16 protein-coding genes are annotated in these 19,244 nt (G+C 67.6%); 6 read left to right on the forward strand and 10 right to left on the reverse strand.

The window, feature by feature from the left end:
- Window positions 1-205: 205 nt before the first annotated feature.
- Window positions 206-1,204 (reverse strand): ion channel, encoded by a 999-nt coding sequence (locus MXA07_RS16405; protein WP_247729673.1) that lies wholly within the window; start codon window positions 1,202-1,204, stop codon window positions 206-208.
- A 300-nt stretch (window positions 1,205-1,504) separates the two neighbouring features.
- Between MXA07_RS16405 and MXA07_RS16410 the strand changes: the two genes are divergently transcribed.
- Together MXA07_RS16410 and MXA07_RS16415 are read left to right on the forward strand one after the other, a co-directional pair.
- Window positions 1,505-2,404: an FRG domain-containing protein gene (locus MXA07_RS16410; protein ID WP_247729674.1), complete on the forward strand. Its 900-nt coding sequence runs from the start codon at window positions 1,505-1,507 to the stop codon at window positions 2,402-2,404.
- Window positions 2,405-3,131: 727 nt separating this feature from the next.
- Entirely contained in the window at window positions 3,132-3,515 is a 384-nt protein-coding gene (locus MXA07_RS16415; protein WP_247729675.1) for a hypothetical protein, read from the forward strand.
- A gap of 270 nt (window positions 3,516-3,785) precedes the next feature.
- Here the strand turns inward: MXA07_RS16415 and MXA07_RS16420 are convergent, their stop codons facing one another.
- The 3 genes from MXA07_RS16420 to MXA07_RS16430 form a co-directional block, all read right to left on the reverse strand.
- Window positions 3,786-6,473 (reverse strand): heavy metal translocating P-type ATPase, encoded by a 2,688-nt coding sequence (locus MXA07_RS16420; protein ID WP_247729676.1) that lies wholly within the window; start codon window positions 6,471-6,473, stop codon window positions 3,786-3,788.
- 125 nt (window positions 6,474-6,598) lie between these two features.
- Window positions 6,599-7,186, reverse strand: coding sequence for an AsnC family transcriptional regulator (locus MXA07_RS16425; RefSeq protein WP_247729677.1), 588 nt, complete (start codon window positions 7,184-7,186; stop codon window positions 6,599-6,601).
- Window positions 7,187-7,415: 229 nt separating this feature from the next.
- Window positions 7,416-8,759 (reverse strand): sodium-dependent transporter, encoded by a 1,344-nt coding sequence (locus MXA07_RS16430; RefSeq protein WP_247729678.1) that lies wholly within the window; start codon window positions 8,757-8,759, stop codon window positions 7,416-7,418.
- A gap of 198 nt (window positions 8,760-8,957) precedes the next feature.
- Here MXA07_RS16430 and MXA07_RS16435 point away from each other — a divergent pair, with 198 nt between their 5' ends.
- Window positions 8,958-9,314 (forward strand): cell division protein SepF, encoded by a 357-nt coding sequence (locus MXA07_RS16435; RefSeq protein WP_247729679.1) that lies wholly within the window; start codon window positions 8,958-8,960, stop codon window positions 9,312-9,314.
- A 49-nt stretch (window positions 9,315-9,363) separates the two neighbouring features.
- Here MXA07_RS16435 and MXA07_RS16440 read toward each other — a convergent pair whose 3' ends face one another.
- Window positions 9,364-9,603, reverse strand: coding sequence for a glutathione S-transferase N-terminal domain-containing protein (locus tag MXA07_RS16440; RefSeq protein WP_247729680.1), 240 nt, complete (start codon window positions 9,601-9,603; stop codon window positions 9,364-9,366).
- 97 nt (window positions 9,604-9,700) lie between these two features.
- Complete coding sequence (locus MXA07_RS16445; protein WP_247729681.1) at window positions 9,701-10,507, reverse strand: TrmB family transcriptional regulator; 807 nt, start codon at window positions 10,505-10,507, stop codon at window positions 9,701-9,703.
- A gap of 145 nt (window positions 10,508-10,652) precedes the next feature.
- Here MXA07_RS16445 and MXA07_RS16450 point away from each other — a divergent pair, with 145 nt between their 5' ends.
- Both MXA07_RS16450 and MXA07_RS16455 read left to right on the forward strand, forming a co-directional pair.
- Window positions 10,653-10,985: a DMT family transporter gene (locus MXA07_RS16450; RefSeq protein WP_247729682.1), complete on the forward strand. Its 333-nt coding sequence runs from the start codon at window positions 10,653-10,655 to the stop codon at window positions 10,983-10,985.
- Between the two features lie 207 nt (window positions 10,986-11,192).
- Entirely contained in the window at window positions 11,193-12,335 is a 1,143-nt protein-coding gene (locus MXA07_RS16455; RefSeq protein ID WP_247729683.1) for a Fic family protein, read from the forward strand.
- Window positions 12,336-12,694: 359 nt separating this feature from the next.
- Here the strand turns inward: MXA07_RS16455 and MXA07_RS16460 are convergent, their stop codons facing one another.
- Together MXA07_RS16460 and MXA07_RS16465 are read right to left on the reverse strand one after the other, a co-directional pair.
- Entirely contained in the window at window positions 12,695-13,009 is a 315-nt protein-coding gene (locus MXA07_RS16460) for a helix-turn-helix transcriptional regulator (RefSeq protein ID WP_247731772.1), read from the reverse strand.
- Window positions 13,010-13,098: 89 nt separating this feature from the next.
- On the reverse strand, window positions 13,099-15,381 hold the full coding sequence (locus tag MXA07_RS16465) for a neutral/alkaline non-lysosomal ceramidase N-terminal domain-containing protein (RefSeq protein ID WP_247729684.1): 2,283 nt from the start codon (window positions 15,379-15,381) through the stop codon (window positions 13,099-13,101).
- 235 nt (window positions 15,382-15,616) lie between these two features.
- On the opposite strand from MXA07_RS16465, the gene MXA07_RS16470 reads away from it, so the two are divergent.
- Window positions 15,617-16,282, forward strand: coding sequence for a helix-turn-helix domain-containing protein (locus MXA07_RS16470; protein ID WP_247729685.1), 666 nt, complete (start codon window positions 15,617-15,619; stop codon window positions 16,280-16,282).
- 105 nt (window positions 16,283-16,387) lie between these two features.
- Here MXA07_RS16470 and MXA07_RS16475 read toward each other — a convergent pair whose 3' ends face one another.
- Both MXA07_RS16475 and MXA07_RS16480 read right to left on the reverse strand, forming a co-directional pair.
- Window positions 16,388-17,728, reverse strand: a complete 1,341-nt coding sequence (locus MXA07_RS16475) for a D-arabinono-1,4-lactone oxidase (RefSeq protein WP_247729686.1) — start codon at window positions 17,726-17,728, stop codon at window positions 16,388-16,390.
- Complete coding sequence (locus MXA07_RS16480) at window positions 17,725-18,915, reverse strand: alanine racemase (protein WP_247729687.1); 1,191 nt, start codon at window positions 18,913-18,915, stop codon at window positions 17,725-17,727. The genes MXA07_RS16475 and MXA07_RS16480 overlap by 4 nt, the downstream gene beginning before the upstream one ends.
- Between the last annotated feature and the right edge of the window lie 329 nt (window positions 18,916-19,244).

Here is a 19,244-nt window from a genome sequence, read left to right on the forward strand (position 1 = left end):
GTCCTCGAGCATCGACTGCTCCGTTCGCGGCTCCTCGCGATCGTCCGCGGCGTTCCCCGCCGCGCCGTCGGGTTCGCTCCGCCCCCGATCGGCATCGTCGCTTCGCGCCGGATCACCACCGTCGCCCGGGTCGGGACCGTTCATCCGTGGTCTCGTGGACCACCGACGATCCCGCGCGTGAAAGAAGTGCACCGTATCGCGGGACTTACTCACCCTCGCCCGGCCACTCCCTCGCGTCGGCCTCGACGAGGCCGAGCAGCAACCGTCGGCGGGTTTCGAGTTCGTCGACCGACTCGGCGAACTCGTCGTCGGTCCGCGTCGGAATCTTGGCCTCGCGAACGGCGTCGATGTCGGGCGGCGGCGGGGTCCGGTTGGCGGGCCCGACGAACCGGCTGCCGAGCGTGTCGAGGTAGCTCGCGATGGACGCTCGGGCGTTCGCGACGATGGCGTCGCCGGGGCGCTCCGACGACCGCACGCCGAAGCGAAGCAGCGTCAGCGCGTCGTCGAGGATCGCCGCGCTCGTGACAGGCGCCTCCGACCGATCCTGCGTGTGAAAGTAGTGCAACACCGGGTAGGCCTTGTGGTTGGTCGAGAGCGCGTTGAGCTGCTGGACGTACGTGCTCAGCAGCTGGTCGAGCCCCTCGAACGACTCGCCGTCCCACGCCGTCGTGACCACCTCGGCGCCCGTCGATCCGAGCCCCGCCACTCCCGCCGCGAACGAGCGCTTCTGGGTGACCGCGTCGAGCACGGACAGGACGTAGGTCACCGCAAGCGTGATGAGCGACAGGCCGCTCGCCGTGGCCAGCACGGTGACGAACTGCCAGCGGCTCGAGGACGGCGCGAAGTCCCCGTTTCCGAGCGAGAACAGGGCGTAGCCGGCGACGTAGAAGCGATCGGACCAGGTGAGGGACCCGCCGCCGACGGTGTCGACGAGCGGCACCTCGCCGGCGGCGAAGACGAACGTCCAGCCGAGCCAGAGCAGGGCCATCCACGTCGCGAGGGAGGCCACGAGGATGACCGGTCCCGCCAGGGTGCGCACGAGGGACGAACGGCGACTGAAGCGTCTGAGCGCCCACCAGATCCACTCCATCAGTCGCGACGTCAGCGGACCGGCGCCGCCCTCGACCCACAGCGTCGTCCAGAGGATGTCGACGACGGCGACGGCGAGCAACGCGATCCCAAGCGCCAGGAAGCCGACGGTCATCGGTCCGAATCCAGACGGGGCGCGCCGGTCCGGACGTCGGTGCGGTTCTCGATCGGTCGGAGTCCGTCGCCCGGCCGCGTTCGCGAGTCGAGCACGCGGCCACCTTCGCGGTCCAGCGAGAAAGTACTCCGTGGCGGTTCGCACCCGGTAGTCCGCCGCGACCGCGCACTCGCAAGCGGCGACGACATCCTCGACAGTCGTGTATCGGCCGATCAGGGTCGGCGATCGACGGGGCGGCCTCGACGAGCCACGCGAACGGCGTCGAGGTGCGACAGGCGCGCGATCGTCGACGACGCTCGCATGTCCCGGGACCCGGACGAGTTCGTCGCGGACGACTGGGCGACGCTGCAGCAGTTGCTGTATCGCGATTCCTGGAACGAGGAGCTCGGTCGGCATCGCTCGCCGTATGTCTTCCGCGGGGTGTCCGACAGCGGCCGGGGGCTACGGACGTCGCTCCAGCGGTTCGTCGGCGATTCGGAGCGCTGGGACCTCGAACACCACCTCCTGCGGAACTTCCGGCAGTACGCGCGACAGGAGATCGACCGGCCCGAGTCGCCGTTTCACCTCATGGCGCTCGCCCAGCACCACGGGCTGCCGACGCGACTGCTCGACTGGACCCACTCGCCCGCCGTCGCCGCGTACTTCGCCGCGGGCGGCCCCCCGGATGCGGACGGAGTCGTGTGGGCCGTCGACTACGAGAGGGTCCACGAGCGCCTGCCCGAGCGGTTCCGGACGTTCCTCGACGAGCACGGGGCGGATCTGTTCTCCGCAGCGATGCTGAACGACCTGCTGTCGCTGGTGATCGACCGGGACAGCCGTGCCGACCGCGGGACCGACCGCACCGCCGACGTCGAACTGGACATCGGCGAGCGCCAGAGCCTCCCGACGGTCGAACTCAAAGCCGTCCTCGCTGCGTTCTCCGAGGGGACCGACGATCACGTCGTCTTCTTCCAGCCGCCGTCGATCGACCAGCGGATCGTCAACCAGGCCGCGCTGTTCTCCGCCGCATCGAATCCCCGGACGTCGCTCGACGCCTGGTTCGACGAACACCCCGATCTCGCCTGGAAGATCGTCGTGCCGGCGGCGCGAAAGCGGGAGTTTCGGGACAAGCTCGACCAGTCGAACATCAACCACCGCACCCTGTTTCCCGACCTCGACGGCATCGCGACCTGGCTGACGGAGTACTATCGACCGCGGTGATGGGCGGACGGGTCACGCTGGAGACCGCACCGGGTGGCGACGCCTCGATCGGGATCGTCGACCGCTGCACTGAACTCGGCATCCCTGTGTCGGGATACCTCGGACTCACCCCACATGAACGAACACGACAGGCTGGACATCCACGGGCGGGAAGGACCGGACAGCGAGTTCGCCGACCAGCTCGTCGAGACGGCATGACGCCTCGAAGACGCGGATCTTCTCGCTCGTCCTGGTGGGCGTAACGGAACCCGTCGCGAAGCGCATTACCGAATCCCTAGACGTCCCGACGGTCGGCTGCCCGAATTAATATCACTTCCGAAAATATAAGTATGTATGAAAGAATGGTGCGATTATGCGTATATTGTATTTGGTCATCGGGCTAATTTTTCTGGCTCCGGGACTCCTCTTCAGCTACGGGGGAGTTAGAAACCTCTGGCGGGCATGGGCGATCACGTCGAACGAGGTCAGAGATGTCGGGGAGCTAACCGCCGCCGACCCACCGCTAGAATTCGAAGGGACGGCCAGCGTTCCCGCCGACTCCGATCCGATCGACGCACCATTTTCGGGCACACCCACCCTGTGTTGTGAATATCGCGTCCGCGAATACGATGATGACGACGACGGGCCGAGCTGGGACACCGTCGAATCTGACGATATCGGTCGGTCATTCGTCGTCGACGACGGAACGGGACGCGTTCTTGTCGACCCCGAGGACGCCGCGTTCTCGATGGAGTGGGACCGAATCTCGTCCGGGAAGGGAGCCGACGCACTGCCGCCCGCGTTGAAGTCGAAAGTGGCGGGTGAGGGCGGTTCAGCGGGAGCGCAGCTCGCGGGGGTAACCACCACCGAACGACGGCGTTACGAGGAACGGCGGCTCGATCCGGGCGAACAGGTACACGTATTCGGTGCATCGGTGACAGAAACCACCGCCGGCTGGGACGCCGACGTGGACGCGACGCTGGCCGCCTGCGACGACACGAACTTCTATCAGCTCACGACCGGGGACGAACGAGCGGCCGCGATGAGTCAATTCAAATCTGGTGCGGCATCGTTCGTCTTCGGCACGGTCATGACCGTCGCTGGGATTGGCCTCCTAGTATCGGTCCTCTGAACCGAGTCCCCGTACTCAGACCCGCTCTCGAGGGACATGATCGCGCCCCCAGACCGGCATACCTCGCCTGCACGTACACAGGGGTGCCAAGCGAGGGTCCGTATCAGCGTCGACTGCCCGCTCCCGTGTTCGCCCGTACTGCCGACGACGCCGCCGCGACCGATCTCGAGGGTTGCCACGTTGAGCACCGGACAACTGACGCGGTCGATTCGATATCGTGGGACATCGAGTCGCGAACCCGGTAGGAAACGGGGCGGACCTGGCGATCCGTTATCGAAGCCGGCCGAAGAGCTGGTAGTCGTGATCCGGCATGTACCGCCGAAACAGCAAGCTGTTCGTGAGCACCGAGACGCTCGAGAAGGCCATCGCCGCCGCAGCCAGCACGGGCTGGAGCAGGCCGAGCGAGGCCAGCGGGATGAGCGTCGTGTTGTAGCCCAGCGCCCAGACGAGGTTCTGCTTGATCTTCTGGAGCGTCGCGTCGGAGATGCGGATCGCCTTCACCACGTCGACCGGATCGTCGCGCATCAGGGTGACGTCCGCGGCCTCGATGGCGACGTCGGTCCCGGAGCCGATGGCGGTCCCGACGTGGGCGACCGCCAGCGCGGGGGCGTCGTTGACGCCGTCGCCGACCATCATCGCCTTGCGGCCCTCGTCCTGGATCGCCTCGACGGCGTCGGACTTGTCCTCGGGGAGGACCTCCGCGCGGACGTTCTCGGGGTCGATTCCGACCTGCTCGGCGACCGCGCGCGCCGTCCGCTCGTTGTCGCCGGTGAGCATCATCACGTCGACGCCGCGATCCCGGAGGGCGGCGACGGCCGTCTTCGCGCTCTCCTTGACCGTGTCGGCGTCGGCGACGACGCCGACGAGCCGGTCGTCGGCGGCGACCAGCATGGCCGTCTTGCCCTCGCTCTCGAGCCGTTCCATCGTCTCGGCGGCCGGTTCGGGATCGATGCCGGCGTCGCGGAGGAGTTTGCGGTTGCCGACCAGGACCTCGGTCGCTCTCGGTTCGCTCCGCTCTCCGCTCGCCCCGCCGAAGCCGCTGCGCGGCTCCCAGCCGTCCACCGTCGCGCGAACGCCGTGGCCGGGGACGTTCTCGAAGGAGTCGGGCTCGCCGACGTCGATACCCCGTTCGCGGGCACCTTCGACGATCGCCCGCGCGAGCGGGTGCTCGCTGCCGCTCTCGGCGGTCGCGGCGAGTGCGAGGACGTCGTCCTCGTCGAGCCGTTCGGGCGCCTCGAGTTGGCCCCCGTCGGCCGTCGGATCGCCGCCGTCGATCGCCGGGTCACCGCTCCCGTCGGCGACAGGGGCGCCGTCCCCGTCGAAGGCGACGACGTCGGTCAGTTCCATCTCGCCCTCGGTGAGCGTTCCCGTCTTGTCGAAGACGACCGTGTCGACGTCCTTCGCCCGTTCGAGGATATCGCCGCCCTTGAAGAGGACGCCGTTCCGGGCCCCGATCGTCGTTCCGACCATCGTCGCGGCGGGCGTCGCCAGCCCGAGCGCGCAGGGACAGGCGATCAGGACCGCGGAGGCGAAGACGACGATGGCGAACTCGGCGACCGAGATGGTGCCGCCCGCGACCGCGGGGCCGCCGGCGACCTGGCCCCACAGCGGGAGCCAGTCGACGAACCCGGCCAGCCCCTGGGGGAAGGCGAACCAGACGAGTCCCCAGAACACGGCGTTCGCGATGACCGCGGGGACGAAGTACGCCGAGATGCGGTCGGCCAGGTTCTGGATCTCCGGCTGGCGCGACTGGGCGGCCTTGACCGTCTCGACGATCTGCTGGAGGGCCGTGTCGGCGCCGACCTTCGTCGCTTCGACGGTCAGCACGCCGTTCTCGTTGATGGTCGAGCCGACGACCTCGTCGCCCGCCGATTTCTCGACGGGGACGGACTCGCCGGTGATCATCGACTCGTCGACGGCGGATTGGCCGTCCACGACGACGCCGTCCGTCGGGATCTTCTCACCTGGCCGCACCTTCAGCCGGTCGCCGACCGTGACGTCCTCGAGGGGAATCGCTTCCTCGCTGCCGTCCTCGCGGACGACCGTCGCCGTCTCTGCTTCCATCTCCAGCAGTTTCCGGAGCGCGTCGCCGGCCTGGCCCTTCGAGCGCGCCTCGAGGTAGTTCCCCAGCGTGATGAACACGAGGATGAGCGCTGCCGTGTCGAAGTACGTCTCGCCGGCGACCAGCCCGAACAGGACCGCGACGCTGTAGAGGTAGGCGGTCGAGGAGCCGAGCGCGATCAGGACGTCCATATTCGCGCGCCCGTTCTTCACTAGCGCCTTGTACGAGTTGACGTAGAACGGCCGGCCGAGGACGATCTGAACGGGGGTCGCCAGCAGGAAGCCGACCCAGTGGAATTCGAAGCCGAAGACCGTCTCGGGCAGGAGCGTGCCGCCGAGCAGGAATCGATCGGTCAGGAAGAGGAGGAACGGCGCCGACAGGACCGCGCCGAACAGCGTCAGGCGAAGCTGTTTGCTGATCTCCTCGTTGCGCGCGGCGTCGCGACGCTCCTGGTCGGTCTCGTCGTCGCCGTCGTCGTCGCGAACCGGCGTGTATCCGGCCCCCTCGACGGCCTCGTACAGCTGGTCCCGAGAGACCGCGGCGGGGTTGTACACGACCTGCGCCTCGTCGGTCGCGTAGTTCGCCTCCGCCTCGATGACGCCCGGGACGGCCTCGAGCGCCTCCTCGTTCGTCGCGGCGCAGTTCGAACACGTCATGTCCGCAATGCCGATCGAGACCGTCTCGCGCCGGGCGTGATAGCCCGCATCGTCGATCGCCGCGTAGATCTCGGCCAGCGAGACCTCGGCCGGATCGTACGTGACCGAGCCCTCGTCAGTGGCGAAGTTGACGTTCGCCTCGGTCACGCCCGACAGCCCCTCCACCGCCTCGGTCACCGACTGCGAGCAGTTGGCACAACTCATGCCCCCGATCTCGAGTCGGACGGTTCGTTCACTCATTGGGTATGCCTACGGGATCCACACTTACCCGCCTTACTGGTTCGAATCGAAGGTTCAGTGGCGATCAAACTTTCGATGTGAAAGTGTCCAGGCTAATTCGCCCGGGTGGGACCTGCCCGTCACCCTCAGGCGCCCTCCTCGATCCGGTCGTAGCGCTCCGAAAACCGACTGCGGCAGGAGGAACAGCAAAAGTGGTAGATCTCGTCGTCGATCCGCGTCGACTCGCCCTCGCTGTCGACGGTGTTCCCGCACTCCGCGCAGGTGAGCGCGAAGTCGGTTGCGCCGAGTGAGGGGTGCCACTCGACGGCGTCGACGAGCGTCACCGCGTACTCGACGGACTCGCCCTCGAACAGGCGGTCGAGCCACTCGTGGGCCGCGCCGACCTGCGTCCGACCGGAGAACCAGAGTTCACCCTCGGCGGTCAGGAAGAGGTGCTCGACGGCCTCGTCGTCGGCGACCCGCTCGCGAAGCGTCGCGACGTCGATCGACTGGGGGCTGGCCCGCACGAAGACGGGGATCCCGGCCTGGAGCTGCGATCGATCCACGTCGACCGTGAAACCGTTGATCACCCCGGCCTCCTCGAGTCGACTCACGCGATCCGAGACGGCGGGCCCCGACAGCCCGACCGCCTCCCCGATCGCGGCGAACGGCCGCCGACTATCCTCGCCCAGCAGGCGGAGGATTTCGAGATCCGTTTCGTCGAGCGACTGCATGGGCGGACGTGGCGACGAAGACAATTATATCTCCCGACTGGGTTTTGAATCGTAATTCGTTAGAGGGTTTGACGATTGAATCGAAGGAGAGGCGGGAATGGAAGGAGCGTCCCGATCGAGGGCCGGTCGGTCTCCGGGTGAAGTCGGCGCGATGCGCTGGCCAGCGGGTCCGCATCGAGTGACCGGTTTAGGCCGGTCCAGCAACTGAAGCCGTACCGCTCGGAAGGGACTAGAGGAACGGAATCGGTGGCGCCGCGTAGAGATCGGTCACGCCGAGGTACAGCGTGACGAAGACGCCGGCGAGGACGTAGGTCCGGATCGACCACAGCCAGGCCGTTGCGAACGTCTCCCCGCCGCCGGTCCCCTTCTCGATCTCGTCGACGGCCTCCGGCCCGTACACCCAGCCGACGAAGATCACGACCAGCAGGACGGAGACCGGGAGCAAGACGCCGTAGGCGAGCGAGTCGAACCAGCCGAGCCAGGCCGTGTTCCACGCCGAGAGCGTCCCCAGCGCGAAGATGGCGAACGCGACGCCGAACGCAGTGACCGGTCGGCTATACCTGTAGTTGTCGACGACGTAGGAGGTGACGACCTCCAGCAGGCTGATCGCCGAGGAGAGCGCGGCGATGAGCACGACGCCGAAGAACGCGACGCCGAGCACCCGGCCGGCGACCCCCAGATCCGCGAACACCTGCGAAACTCCGACGAACAGCGCGTCCGGACCACCACCAGCGGCCACGCCGGGAACGTCGCCGAACTGGACGAACAGCAGCGGGATGACGACGAGTCCCGCGAGCAGGCCGACCGCCGTGTTCAACACGACGATGAGGCTCCCGTCGGCCGGGAGGCTGTCGTCGTCTCCGAGGTAGGAGGCGTAGGTGATCATCGCGCCCATCCCCAGCGACAGCGAGAAGAAGGCCTGGCTGACGGCGAACGGGACGATACTCCCGAAGTTATTCGCCAGGTAGTCGAAGTCGGGAGAGAGGTAGTAGCTGTACGCCGGTCCGGTCCCGTCGAGCGTGAAGGCGTAGATGGCGAGCCCGACGAGCATCACGACGATGGAGGGGACCATCAGCCGGGTCGCCTTCTCGATGCCCTTCTCGACGCCGAACGCGACGATGACGGCGGTAGCCGCCATGAAGCCGGCGTGGAACGCGATCGCCGCCCAGCCCACCGAAATCTCACCAAAGTGCTCGGCGGGCGTCGAGAAGTACGCGCCCGTCGCGCTGTCGATCATGAAGCGGATGACCCAGCCGCCGACGACGCTGTAATACGAGAGGATCCACAGCCCCGTCAGGAGCCCGACCGCGCCGACGACGGTCCACGCCGGGTGTTTCAGCCGGTCGAACGCCTCGACGGCGTTGATGTTCGCCCGCCGGCCGATCACGAACTCGCCGAGGATGGCGGGGAGGCCGATCAGGAACGCGGCGACGAGGTAGACGAAGACGAACGCCGCGCCGCCCTCCGCCGACGTCTTGAACGGGAACTGCCAGATGTTGCCCAGCCCGACGGCGCTCCCGACGGCCGCCAGGATGAATCCAACTCTGGTGGCCCAGGTTTCTCGTTGATTCATGTTCGACCGCCCGTTTGCAGACGGGTACCAAAAACCGCACGACTGCATCATCGAGTGGTATTCTCACACAATCGTCCGGACCGAGAGTCCGCCGTCTCGCCGTCCATCGACGGACCCGCTCGGGACGACGCCGCCAGCCCGATCCGTCGCGGTCCGTCTGACGTAAGAACTATACTCGCGGCGGCGGAGTCACTGCCTATGGGCCTCATGAGCAAGATTCTCGGTGGCGGCGGGACGCGGGCCGCCGAGGATTACGTCGAACTCGACCCCGACGCCGTCGCGGCCGAGACGGGCGAGGCGGCGATGCGCGTACAGTTCGCCGAGATCGCCGGCCAGTCGGATACCGTCGACATCAAGGACGCCGTCTACGACGGCGACGTCGTCATCGCCGACATCACGCGCCTGCGCACGAAGGACAAGACCGTCGAACACGTCCTCGACGAGCTCCGCCAGGTCGTCCAGGAGGTCGGCGGCGACATCGTCCAGAAGGGCGACGATCAGATCGTCGTCACGCCGACCGGCGTCCAGATCGGTCGCGAGAAACTCGGACGGTAAACCCGTCGCCACGGCTGACCCGCAACTCCCCGTGGCTGGACAGTCCCCGTTAGGCGTACGTCCGCTCGAGATGGGCGACAATGTCGTCACTTTCAGCCAGTCCCTCGATTCCGTGTGCCGGGTCGACGAGCACCGGAACGCCGGACTGACCGCTCACCGATTTCACGCGGAAGCGGAAGAACCGAATGGGAAAGACGATGTGGGACTCGTACTCGAGCCCGAGTTCGTCGAGTTTCCGTTCGACGTTCCGACAGTAGGGACACCCCGGGAGTCGATACAGTTCCAGCATCGAATCACGTGAGAGCAGGCGCGAGTCCCGTAAAACGCTGTCGGAGGTCCGAACTGACGCGACGCGAGTGCCGCTCCCGTTCGAGCGCGAGCGGCGGCTAGTTGTGGCCCGAACGTTCGTCACCGATCGACGTCGCCGCCGCCCACGCGCGGTCGAACCGCTCGATCGCCTCGTCGACGAACATATCCTCGCGGGAGAGTGCGACCCCGAGCCGCTCGGCCGGGTCGAACGGGTCGGGGAGGTCGAGACAGCACTCGACGTCGTCGACCACGTACACGGAGAGGCGAACGGCCGACGCGACGCGGACCGCGATATCGGAGAGGCCGTCGATCACGGTCCCGATCTCGCCGTCGGGGAGGTGATGGAAGACGGAGTCGGACAGCAACACCCGGACCGAGACGTCGCTGCCGATCCGGTCCGCGGGCGACAGTTCGGCGGCGTAGGTCGCCCAGTCGGCGGCGTCGTACGGCGGGCCGACGGCCATCCGGTACCGGTCGGTCGCCGTCTTCGCCTGCTCGCGCCAGAGGGCGAGGGCGTCCTCGCTTCCGAGGTCGGTCCGCCAGAGGGTCGCACCGGCCGGCACCGTCGGCGCGAGGTCCGACCGAACCGATCGGGCCGCCTGGCGCAATTCGGCCTCGCGGCGGTCGAGCTCGCGCGTGCGTTCCTCGAGCAGGCGGTCGACGGCCGTCTCGGGATCGATCGGCTCGTAGACCGTCGGCTCCGTCCCGACGCGGGTTTCGACGAGTCCGCGGGCTGCGAGGCCGTTGAGAACGTCGTAGATTCGCCCCGTCGGCACCGACGCTCGCTCCGCGATCTCGCTGGCTGTCGCCGACCCGAGCGAGAGCATCGCCCGGTAGGCCCGCTCCTCGTAACTGGAGAGCCCCAGTTCCGTCAGTTCGCTCATGGACGAGTCGTCTCACCCGACGAAATAAGGCCTGTGGGAATGCGAGGCGCATGTCGAACCGTTCGGCGCCCTTCGAGCGGACAACCCGCTGCAAGTGGCACCGCGTTTCACCAGCCACATACCGGTCTCCCGAAAAGATCGGTGTATGAATCCGTACGCGTTGCTCGCCGGCGCGATCGTCTCGGAACTCGTCGGGACGACCGCGCTCAAACTGTCGGACGGGTTCAGCCAGCCGATTCCGAGCGCAGGCGTCGTGATCGGCTACGGCCTGGCCTTCTACCTGCTCTCGCTGACGCTCGAGGAGTTACCGATCGGCGTCGTCTACGCCACCTGGGCGGCGCTGGGGATCGTCGGCGTGGCCGCGATCGGCCTCGTCGCCTTCGACGACCCGATCGACCTTCCCGGCGCCCTCGGCATCGCTCTCATCATCGGCGGCGTCTACTGCGTGAACGTCCCGTCGTCGATGTCGGCCCACTGATCGGCGGGGAAGCCTCGGTACACTCGACTGTCCCCTCTCGTTCGACCCTCCCGGCCCGCGTAAACGGCCCCAGGACGACGGCGGCGGACGTCAGCCAACGGCACCGAGCGAGCGGCGGGGCTCACTGACGACCGGTCAAGCGCCCCAGTAGTTAGGGAATGGCCTTTCCCCGTAACTTAAGTGGGGTGCACACCGACCCATAGTGAGATGGATCCAGCGGATTTCGCCGATGGACCCGGCCAAATCGACGACTACGACGGGCTCCCCTGCCACCGACCGGCGAGTCTCCCGCCGGATCTCGAGGTGACCGAGGACGTGCTCGCGGTCTACGGCGACGCCCAGTACGCGCTGGGGCGGCTGGCGACGCTCGAACGCCACCTCGAGAATCCCACCCTCCTGATCGCCCCTTTCGTCCATCGCGAGGCCGCGATGAGTTCCCAGGTCGAGGGGACGAACGTGACGATCTCGGACATCTACGCCCACGAGGTCGGCGCCTCGCCGAAGCGCGCCGCGGCGGAACTGGCCGACGTTCGCGAGGCGTACAACTACGTCGACGCGGTCACCCACGGGTTCGAGCGCCTGAACGCGGGCGAATCGATCGACGTCGACCTGATTCGTCGGCTCCACGAGACGCTGCTTGGCGGCGTCCGCGGCGAGGAGGACCGCCCCGGCGAGCTCCGCGACGTCCCGGTCTACATCGGCGCGCGGGGCGACGGCCCCGACGGCGCCTCGTTCGTCCCCGCCAGTCCCGACTACGTGCCGCTCCTGCTCGAACAGTGTCTCTCGTACCTCCGTCGCGGGGAGTACCCGCCGCTGGTCGACACGGCGCTCGTTCACTACCAGTTCGAGGCGATCCACCCGTTCCGCGACGGCAACGGCCGCCTCGGGCGCCTGCTCATCATGCTCCAGCTCTACGACGCCGGCCTGCTGCCCGGCCCGTACCTCTACCTCAGCGCGTACTTCAAGCGCCACGGGGTCGCGTATCGCGAGAAACTCCTCGAGGTGAGCACCGACGGCGCCTACGAGGAGTGGGTCGTCTTCGTCCTCGACGCGATCGCCGAGCAGGCCGTCGACGCCTACGACTGCGGCGTCGCGCTGACGGACCTCCGCGAGTCCTACCGCGCGAAGTTCCCCAGCTTTCCTACCGCCCGCGAACTCGTCGACTACGTCTTCGAACAGCCCTACCTCACGGGCCCACGCGCCGTCGAGGCGACCGGGCGCTCGAAGCCCTCCGTCTACGACGCCATCGAAGCGCTCGAGGCCGAGGGCATCGTCGTCGAGACGACCGGCCAGGAGCGAAACAAAGTGTACGAAGCGCCCGAGGTGCTCGCCGTGCTGGACTCGGGGTGAATCGTCGATAGGGCCGCAGAATCCTACACGTCGAGGCCGAGATATCGGCCACACTGACGTGTGATTCGTTCGATCGCTGACTCGGTTAGCCGACCCTCTCGACCATCGATATCTGCGTGACGAATCGACGCGAGCGTCCAGGGATTGACGTAGCTCTCGCGTGGCAGGCCACCGCTAGCGAAGTCGGCATCGCCGAGCGAAATCGCCTCCGGCCGAGGGATTGACCTCAGCGCTGCGTAGAGCGCCTCTTCGCCCGCGAAGGGGTGATTCTCATCGCTCACGCAAACGAACGGGCGGTACGAGTTGTCAGCGAATAGATCCGGCCCCTTGACCACGCCACCACGCTCGTATCGCGCCATTTATTCCTCGTAGAAATCGTCCGTCGCAGAGACGGAACTCGCCCCCACTTGCGCTGCAAACGACGCCAACCGGTCGTCTTCACCGATCGCCCAATATCGACCACGGTGTCGAACCAGCCCTCGATCTTCGAGACGCGACAGAACGGCACCGACGCTCCCTCGGTTGATTCCGGTCGCGTCGTGGATCTCGGTTTGGGTAAACGCTTGATCCGCGTTCGACGCCAAAAATTCCAGGATGAGATACGGTTGCGTCCCTGCTTCCAGGTCGAGTGCCTCGTCGCACCCGTTTTCGAAGCGGTCGATACTGATCGGCATGTGCAATACTTCGTAATAGATCGTAATAAGCCTGGCGAGTACCCGACCGTGCCTATCGGTTCGACGTTCCACCCGTCGTGCCCAACTCGTCAGATCGGAATCCGGCCGATCCCGAATAGACCGGGCGGGTCCCCGCCGCCGACCGTCATGTTCTCGGGCCACTCGACGTCGGCCACCTCGCCGACCGTCAGCTCGACCGCATCCCCGGATCGGTTGCCGAACGCGTCCTCGAGTCCGCCGGCGGGGATCGTGACGACGTCGCCCTCGTCGACGTCCTGAACGGTCGCGACCCAGCCACCGGCCACCTCGTCCCACTCAGCATCCACCGTCTCCCCGTCGATCTCAAGGGTCGCCGTCCCGCCGTGGGGTGAGCGTTCGCGCGACCGCAGGTTGTCGTCGGGATCCGGCGGCGGATTCTGCGCGAGGACCGTGAGTTCGACCCATCCGTCCGACGTCGGCTCGGATGTTCGGATACCGCGAACCAGGAGCCCGGTCGAGGGGACCACCTCGAACGGATCGCTCGCGAGTTCGTATCGGGCCGCATTCACCCGGAATCGGTACGTACCCGTCGGCAGGTCCGGCGTGACGTCGAATCGTGCCGCGTAGTCGCCATACCACTCGGTCCAGACGAAGCCGAGGCCGCGATCGTCGCCGACGGGCTCCCACTCGTCGGATCCGGCCACGGCCCGCTCGAGGATGACGAACGGGTCGCCGACCGGCCGGTCGGCGCCCGAGTTCCCGCCAGACCACTCGAATCCGACGGTCTCCATCCGTTCGACGGTCGCCGGCGGCTCCGCGGTGATGGACCCGCCGTCGGCGCCCGCACCGACGGGGGCGTCGGGACTCGACGGCCGCGAACCCGACGGATCGGGCGTGTCGCCGAGACCGTCGGCGAACGCGGCGGCGAGTTCGCGTTGGTGTCGTTCGACGAGGCGCGAGGCGTACTTACCGAAGACGGTGTGGCCGCCCTCGTAGTGTTGCTGGTCGTACTCCTCGGGGGTCGTGAAGTAGCCGTTGTAGCCGTTCGCGACGCCGACGACCGTGACGTCCGCGACGTCCTCCGGCGCAGCGTCCGCGGCCGCGGTCTCCATTCGCCGCCCCATCTCCACCGTGGGTTCGCCGGGGACGGTCACCAGCAGTCGGTCCCCGAGCCGAATGACCTGGATCTCGACGTCGCTCGACCACGGGGCCGGTCCGAGGACGATCTTGCGACCCTGTACCGGGTCGGCCAGCCACTCGGGACGGCGCTCGCCCTCGAGTTCGAGCCCCGAGAACGGCGTCGGGCCGTTCTCCCCGCCGTTCAGGATCGGCTTGCCGACGAGTCCCGTGCTCCCGACGCGCTCGTCGCCGTCGACGCGCTGGCCGTCGTACTCGACCACCCTCGATCGACCGCCGACGGGCAGGTCACGGGTGAGCGCATCGCCGGCAGCCCGCCAGGCCGCCCACATCGCCGACTCGACGCGGACGGCCGTCCGCTCGGCCAGCGCGTACATCCCGTAGTCGTCGTAGTGCGTGATCTGATCGCCCGGATCGCTCGCCGCCGACAGCGTGACGGGCGCCGCGCCGCCGTCGAACCGGTGGGCGAACCAGCGCGCGGCCACGCCGGGGAAATCGGCGGAGTAGGTCCGGTTCGCCGGGGTGAACGTCGTCGGGTGATTGGCGTAGCAGGTCCAGGCGGCGATCGGCGCGTCGTCGACGCCCTCCACGCGGAGCAGGCGGAGGGTGTCATCGCGAGCGAGCGACGGATCGACGGGGTGGTCCTCCGGCGATCCCTCGCCCGGCGGGATGTCGAGACCGTAGTTCGCGAGGTGCGCTTCGATGGATCGGTTGACGTTGTTGTCGGGCACGTCCGCCTCGGCCCACGCCGCCCGCGCCGGTCGCCGGTTCGCGTCGGCCGCGGCGATCGCGTCGCCGATCTGTGCCGCGATCCAGTCGTCGAACTCGTCGGGACCCGCGTGCGTGTGCGTCGTCGCGTAGAGGACCGTGTCGCGGTCGAACCCGAGCGGGCGGGCGTGCTCGAGCACCGTCTCGCGGGCCATCGGACGCCCGAGGTCGGCGCCGACGAGGGCCACCGTTCGCTGACCGTCCGACAGGACGAGCGCCCGGGCGTACAACCGAATCGAGACGCCGCTCGCCGTGATGTCCGGTCGCGCGTAGCCGAAGAAGGGCTCGCCGTTCGCCGGCGTGATATCTCGTACCGCCGCACCGGCGGTTAGCGTCCCCGCGCCGTCGAGGTCGCCATCGGTCGTTGCCCCGCGGTCGGCCCCCTTGGACGAGTCACTCGCCCCAGTGACGGTCGCGCTTGCGCCTAATCCCGAAGCAGCCGCCGCATAGCCGACGAATCGCCGCCGGTCCAGTCGTCGGTCGCTCATGCTCGGTCACCCGCAGTTGGAGCCGAAGTGGTGCTGCGAACCATGGGAGAGAAACACTACCAAGATTCGTAACGTTCGCTCTTGTATACAACGGGTGTTTTTATAATAATTACGTTCGGTAACTGTACGGTGAGTCGTCGGTGGGTACGAGGCGTCGTCCGCGATCGGCCCGTGCGGAACGGTACCTCCGAGCGAAACGATAAGTATCACCGCGACACAGCAAAGAAAGACCGAGATGGACCCGGCACCGCTCCGATTCGTGACGCTCTCGCTCTCACCCGAGGAGTGGCTGGGCGAGACGGACGAGCACGTCTTCGCGAACCCCGACCTCGCACACGGTCCGGTGTACGACGTCCGCCTGCTCCCAGACGGCTCCGTCGTCACCCTGTACGAATTGCGGGGCCCGCCCGACCGGATCGAGACGCTGCTCCGAACGCACGACCACCGCGACGTCGCGATCGCGCCGAGTCACGACGGCGCCGGCGCCTTCGTCTACGCACACGGCGCCCACCACGAGACGGTGGCCGCGCTCCTTCGTAACGTTCGAGCGCTGGGACTCGCGATCGACCGACCGATCGAGTTTCGCCCCGACGGTTCGATCAGGGTCACCCTCGTCGGGGACGAGGAACGCGTTTGCGGGCTCTTCGAGCACGTCCCCGAGTCGGTCTCGATGGCGGTCGAACGGACCGGTGCCTACGAACCCAGGCCGAACCGCGTCTACGCGTCCCTCACCGATCGCCAGCGCGAGATCCTCCGGGCGGCCGTCGAGCTGGGCTACTATCGACACCCCCGGGAGACCTCCTACGAGGAGATCGCCGAGCGTCTCGACACCTCGGAGGCCAACGTCGGCGAACACATTCGCCGGATCGAGTCGAAGATCGTCGCCGCCGTCGTCCCGTGAGCGACATCCCGGCGACGGGCGGGGAGAGCCGCGATCACGCCGGGGTAGAGAGTGTGCCTCCGCCGAGCGGGTAGCGCCGCGACGATGCCGAGTGCCACGCCGCGCCTACGCCGGGTCGAACAGCGCGCTCAGTTCGTCGTTCAGAAACGTACCCTCGGGGTCGAAGCGCCGTCGAACCGACTCGAACGCGTCCCACTCCGGATAGCGCTCGCGGAGTCGAGTCCGGTCGAGCGAGTACCACTTTCCCCAGTGCGGCCGACCGTCGAACGCGTCGAAGACCGACTCGCAGGCCTCGAAGTACGGTCGGAACGGCTTGCGGTGGTAGGCGTGGACGGCGACGTAGGCGACGTCCCGGCCGGCGGCCGGCGAGAGCGGGATGTCGTCCCCGGCGACGTACCGGAACTCGACGGGAAAGACGATCTCCGGGTGGGACGGGAGGACCCGGTCGCGAAGCCGGCGAAGCACCGCCGGCCCGTCCGCCGCGGGAACGGCGTACTCGGTCTCGTTGAACCGGACCTCGCGGCGGTTCGCGAACACCTCGTGACTCGGGCCGACGGTCTCGCCGCCCGAGAGGGCCCCACCGGTGAGCCGAGCGAGGTGCGGTGACAGCCGCGGAAATCGACTCGAGAGTCGACAGACGGCCTCCCAGGCCAGGTTCGTCGCTCCCTCCGCGACGCCGTCCGGAATCGGCGATTCAGCGGGCGGTTCGTCCGTCTTCTCGAGAATCTTGACGAGCGCGACGTCGGTGTGGGGAAACCAGAACAGTTCGACGTGGCGGTGCCGATCGCGAATGGTCTCGATCCCTCCAAGGACCGCCTCCAGCGGAGCCGTCCAGGCGCGTTCGCGCAATCGGTAGGCCGGTTCGACCTCGAGGGTGACCGCCGTGACGATCCCCAGGGCGCCGAGCGAGAGCTGTGCCGCCCGAAAGGCGTCGCCGTCGTCCGCGGAGAGGGTTCTGATCTCGCCGTCGACGGTGACGAGTTCGATCTCGGCAATCTGCGTCGAGAGGATGCCGAGCTCGATGCCGGTGCCGTGGGTGCCGGTCGCGAGCGCGCCGGCGATCGTCTGGCGATCGACGTCCCCGAGGTTCGTCATCGCCAGCCCGTGGACCGACAGCGTCTCCGACAGCTCGGCGAGCGTCGTCCCGGCCCTGACGGTCGCCCGCCGGCGGTCGTGCTCGACCGATCTGACGCCGGTGAATCGCTCGAGCGAGACGAGCACGTCGTCGGTGGGAACGACCGCGGAGAAGGAGTGCCCGGAGCCGGCCACCCGGATCGTTCGTTCGCCGGCGTGGCGTTCGACAAGGGCTCGAATCTCCGCGACCGTCCTCGGCCGGTGATACCGTTCGGGACGGCAGGAGACGGACCCGGACCAGTTCCGCCAGCGACCGGGATGCTCGCTCGATCCCCTCGCCGCCTCGCCCGATTCGCGATCCGGTCCCGTCACACGAACCACGCCCCGTCGCCGCGGTACGTCGGATATCGATCGACCATCTCCCCGTCGTCGATCACGTGCAGGTGCTCGAAGTGCGCGCACAGTTCGCCGGCTTTGGCGTGCCGGAGCACGACCGGATCCCCGAGTCCCAGGTCTTGCGGGCCGTCGTAGGCGATCGGCGTCTGCACTTCGCCGGCGCCCTCGGCGTCGAACAGCGACGCCCCGCGGGGCAGGTGGACCATCGGCGTCTTGTCCACCCCGGGCGGTCCACTCGCGACGTAGCCGCCGCCCCGGCAGGTGTAGACGTCGGATTCGGGCTGTCGGACGATCTCGACGGCGAACCCCGCGGCCGGTTCGTACGAAAATCCGCGGTAGTAATCGAACAGGGCGGGCGCGAAAAAGGCCGACCCCGCGGCGAGTTCCGTCACCGAGGAATCCCGCCGGGTCGATTCGAAACAACCGGTCCCGCCGCCGTTGACGAAGTCGAGGTCGAATCCTTCCCGTTCCAGCGCGGCGACGGTCTCCCGGCGGCGCTCGTGGACGATCGGTTCAGACCGGCGCTTGAGCCGGCGCACGACGGCGTTCTTCGGGGCCGAGTTCGACGGATCGTCGTCCGGGAGCCCGGCGAGTTGACCCTCGTAACCCATTAGCCCCGCGAGGGTGACGGCCGGTACGTCGGCGATCGTTCGCGCGAGTTCGAGGGCGCCAGTCGGCGAACGGATTCCCGAACGCCTGACGCCGAAGTGGATCCCGAGGTGTTCGGTCGAGACGTCGAGATCGAGACAGAGCGGGACGGTGACGCCCCGCTCCGCGGCCACCCCGGCGATTCGCTCGACGTGTGCCTCGCTGTCGACCATCAGGACGACCCGCGTTCCGTCGTCGATCGCCGCACAGACCGCGTCAAGTTCGTCGGCGTCGACGATCGGATAGGCGACCAGCAGATCGTCGAAGCCGTCGGCCGCGAGATGGGCGGCTTCGTGGCCGGTGTAGCACATGACGCCGTGAAACCCGTCCCGATCGAGGACCTCCTGGAGAACGGCGCGACAGCGGATCGACTTCGAGGCCACCCGGACCGGGAGCCCACTCGCGCGACGGCGCGTCGTCCGGAGGTTCGCCTCGAACGCCGATCGATCGAGATACGCTAGGGGGAACGACTCCCCCGAAAGGGCCGAGCGAAACGCATCGTACGTCGAAGGCACGATTGCAGATCGACTCGGACGCACATAGGCGTGCGTCCCGTGTAGAACAGTCATTTAAACCGACGGTCATCGAGACGGCATCATCCGTACTGCCTGCTATCAGTCGACTCGGTCCGAGGACGGATACGCTGGCGGACCCCGGCCGGTCGATCGGGCTTACCAGCAGTCGAATAAACGGCCCCATAGTAATATTATTGTCTATTTCCCTAACTTAACGCATAGATAGCGCGGCCTACGTAAGCCTTCGGCGAGGATGGACGTGCATCGGTTGCGATCCGACGAATAGCGGACGCATCGTACGATTCCTGCGAACAGTGTCCGAACCGACT

Source organism: Halovivax limisalsi, from assembly GCF_023093535.1.
Lineage (GTDB): Archaea > Halobacteriota > Halobacteria > Halobacteriales > Natrialbaceae > Halovivax > Halovivax limisalsi.

Bases quoted from the DNA above. Each gene is read 5' to 3' on its own strand.
- MXA07_RS16425 (WP_247729677.1), bottom strand. From the start codon at position 7,186: ATGCAGTCGCTCGACGAAACGGATCTCGAAATCCTCCGCCTGCTGGGC.
- MXA07_RS16410 (WP_247729674.1), top strand. From the start codon at position 1,505: ATGTCCCGGGACCCGGACGAGTTCGTCGCGGACGACTGGGCGACGCTG.
- MXA07_RS16435 (WP_247729679.1), top strand. From the start codon at position 8,958: ATGGGCCTCATGAGCAAGATTCTCGGTGGCGGCGGGACGCGGGCCGCC.
- MXA07_RS16455 (WP_247729683.1), top strand. From the start codon at position 11,193: ATGGATCCAGCGGATTTCGCCGATGGACCCGGCCAAATCGACGACTAC.
- MXA07_RS16460 (WP_247731772.1), bottom strand. From the start codon at position 13,009: ATGCCGATCAGTATCGACCGCTTCGAAAACGGGTGCGACGAGGCACTC.
- MXA07_RS16405 (WP_247729673.1), bottom strand. From the start codon at position 1,204: ATGACCGTCGGCTTCCTGGCGCTTGGGATCGCGTTGCTCGCCGTCGCC.
- MXA07_RS16430 (WP_247729678.1), bottom strand. From the start codon at position 8,759: ATGAATCAACGAGAAACCTGGGCCACCAGAGTTGGATTCATCCTGGCG.
- MXA07_RS16445 (WP_247729681.1), bottom strand. From the start codon at position 10,507: ATGAGCGAACTGACGGAACTGGGGCTCTCCAGTTACGAGGAGCGGGCC.
- MXA07_RS16415 (WP_247729675.1), top strand. From the start codon at position 3,132: ATGGAGTGGGACCGAATCTCGTCCGGGAAGGGAGCCGACGCACTGCCG.
- MXA07_RS16465 (WP_247729684.1), bottom strand. From the start codon at position 15,381: ATGAGCGACCGACGACTGGACCGGCGGCGATTCGTCGGCTATGCGGCG.
- MXA07_RS16420 (WP_247729676.1), bottom strand. From the start codon at position 6,473: ATGAGTGAACGAACCGTCCGACTCGAGATCGGGGGCATGAGTTGTGCC.
- MXA07_RS16440 (WP_247729680.1), bottom strand. From the start codon at position 9,603: ATGCTGGAACTGTATCGACTCCCGGGGTGTCCCTACTGTCGGAACGTC.
- MXA07_RS16450 (WP_247729682.1), top strand. From the start codon at position 10,653: ATGAATCCGTACGCGTTGCTCGCCGGCGCGATCGTCTCGGAACTCGTC.
- MXA07_RS16470 (WP_247729685.1), top strand. From the start codon at position 15,617: ATGGACCCGGCACCGCTCCGATTCGTGACGCTCTCGCTCTCACCCGAG.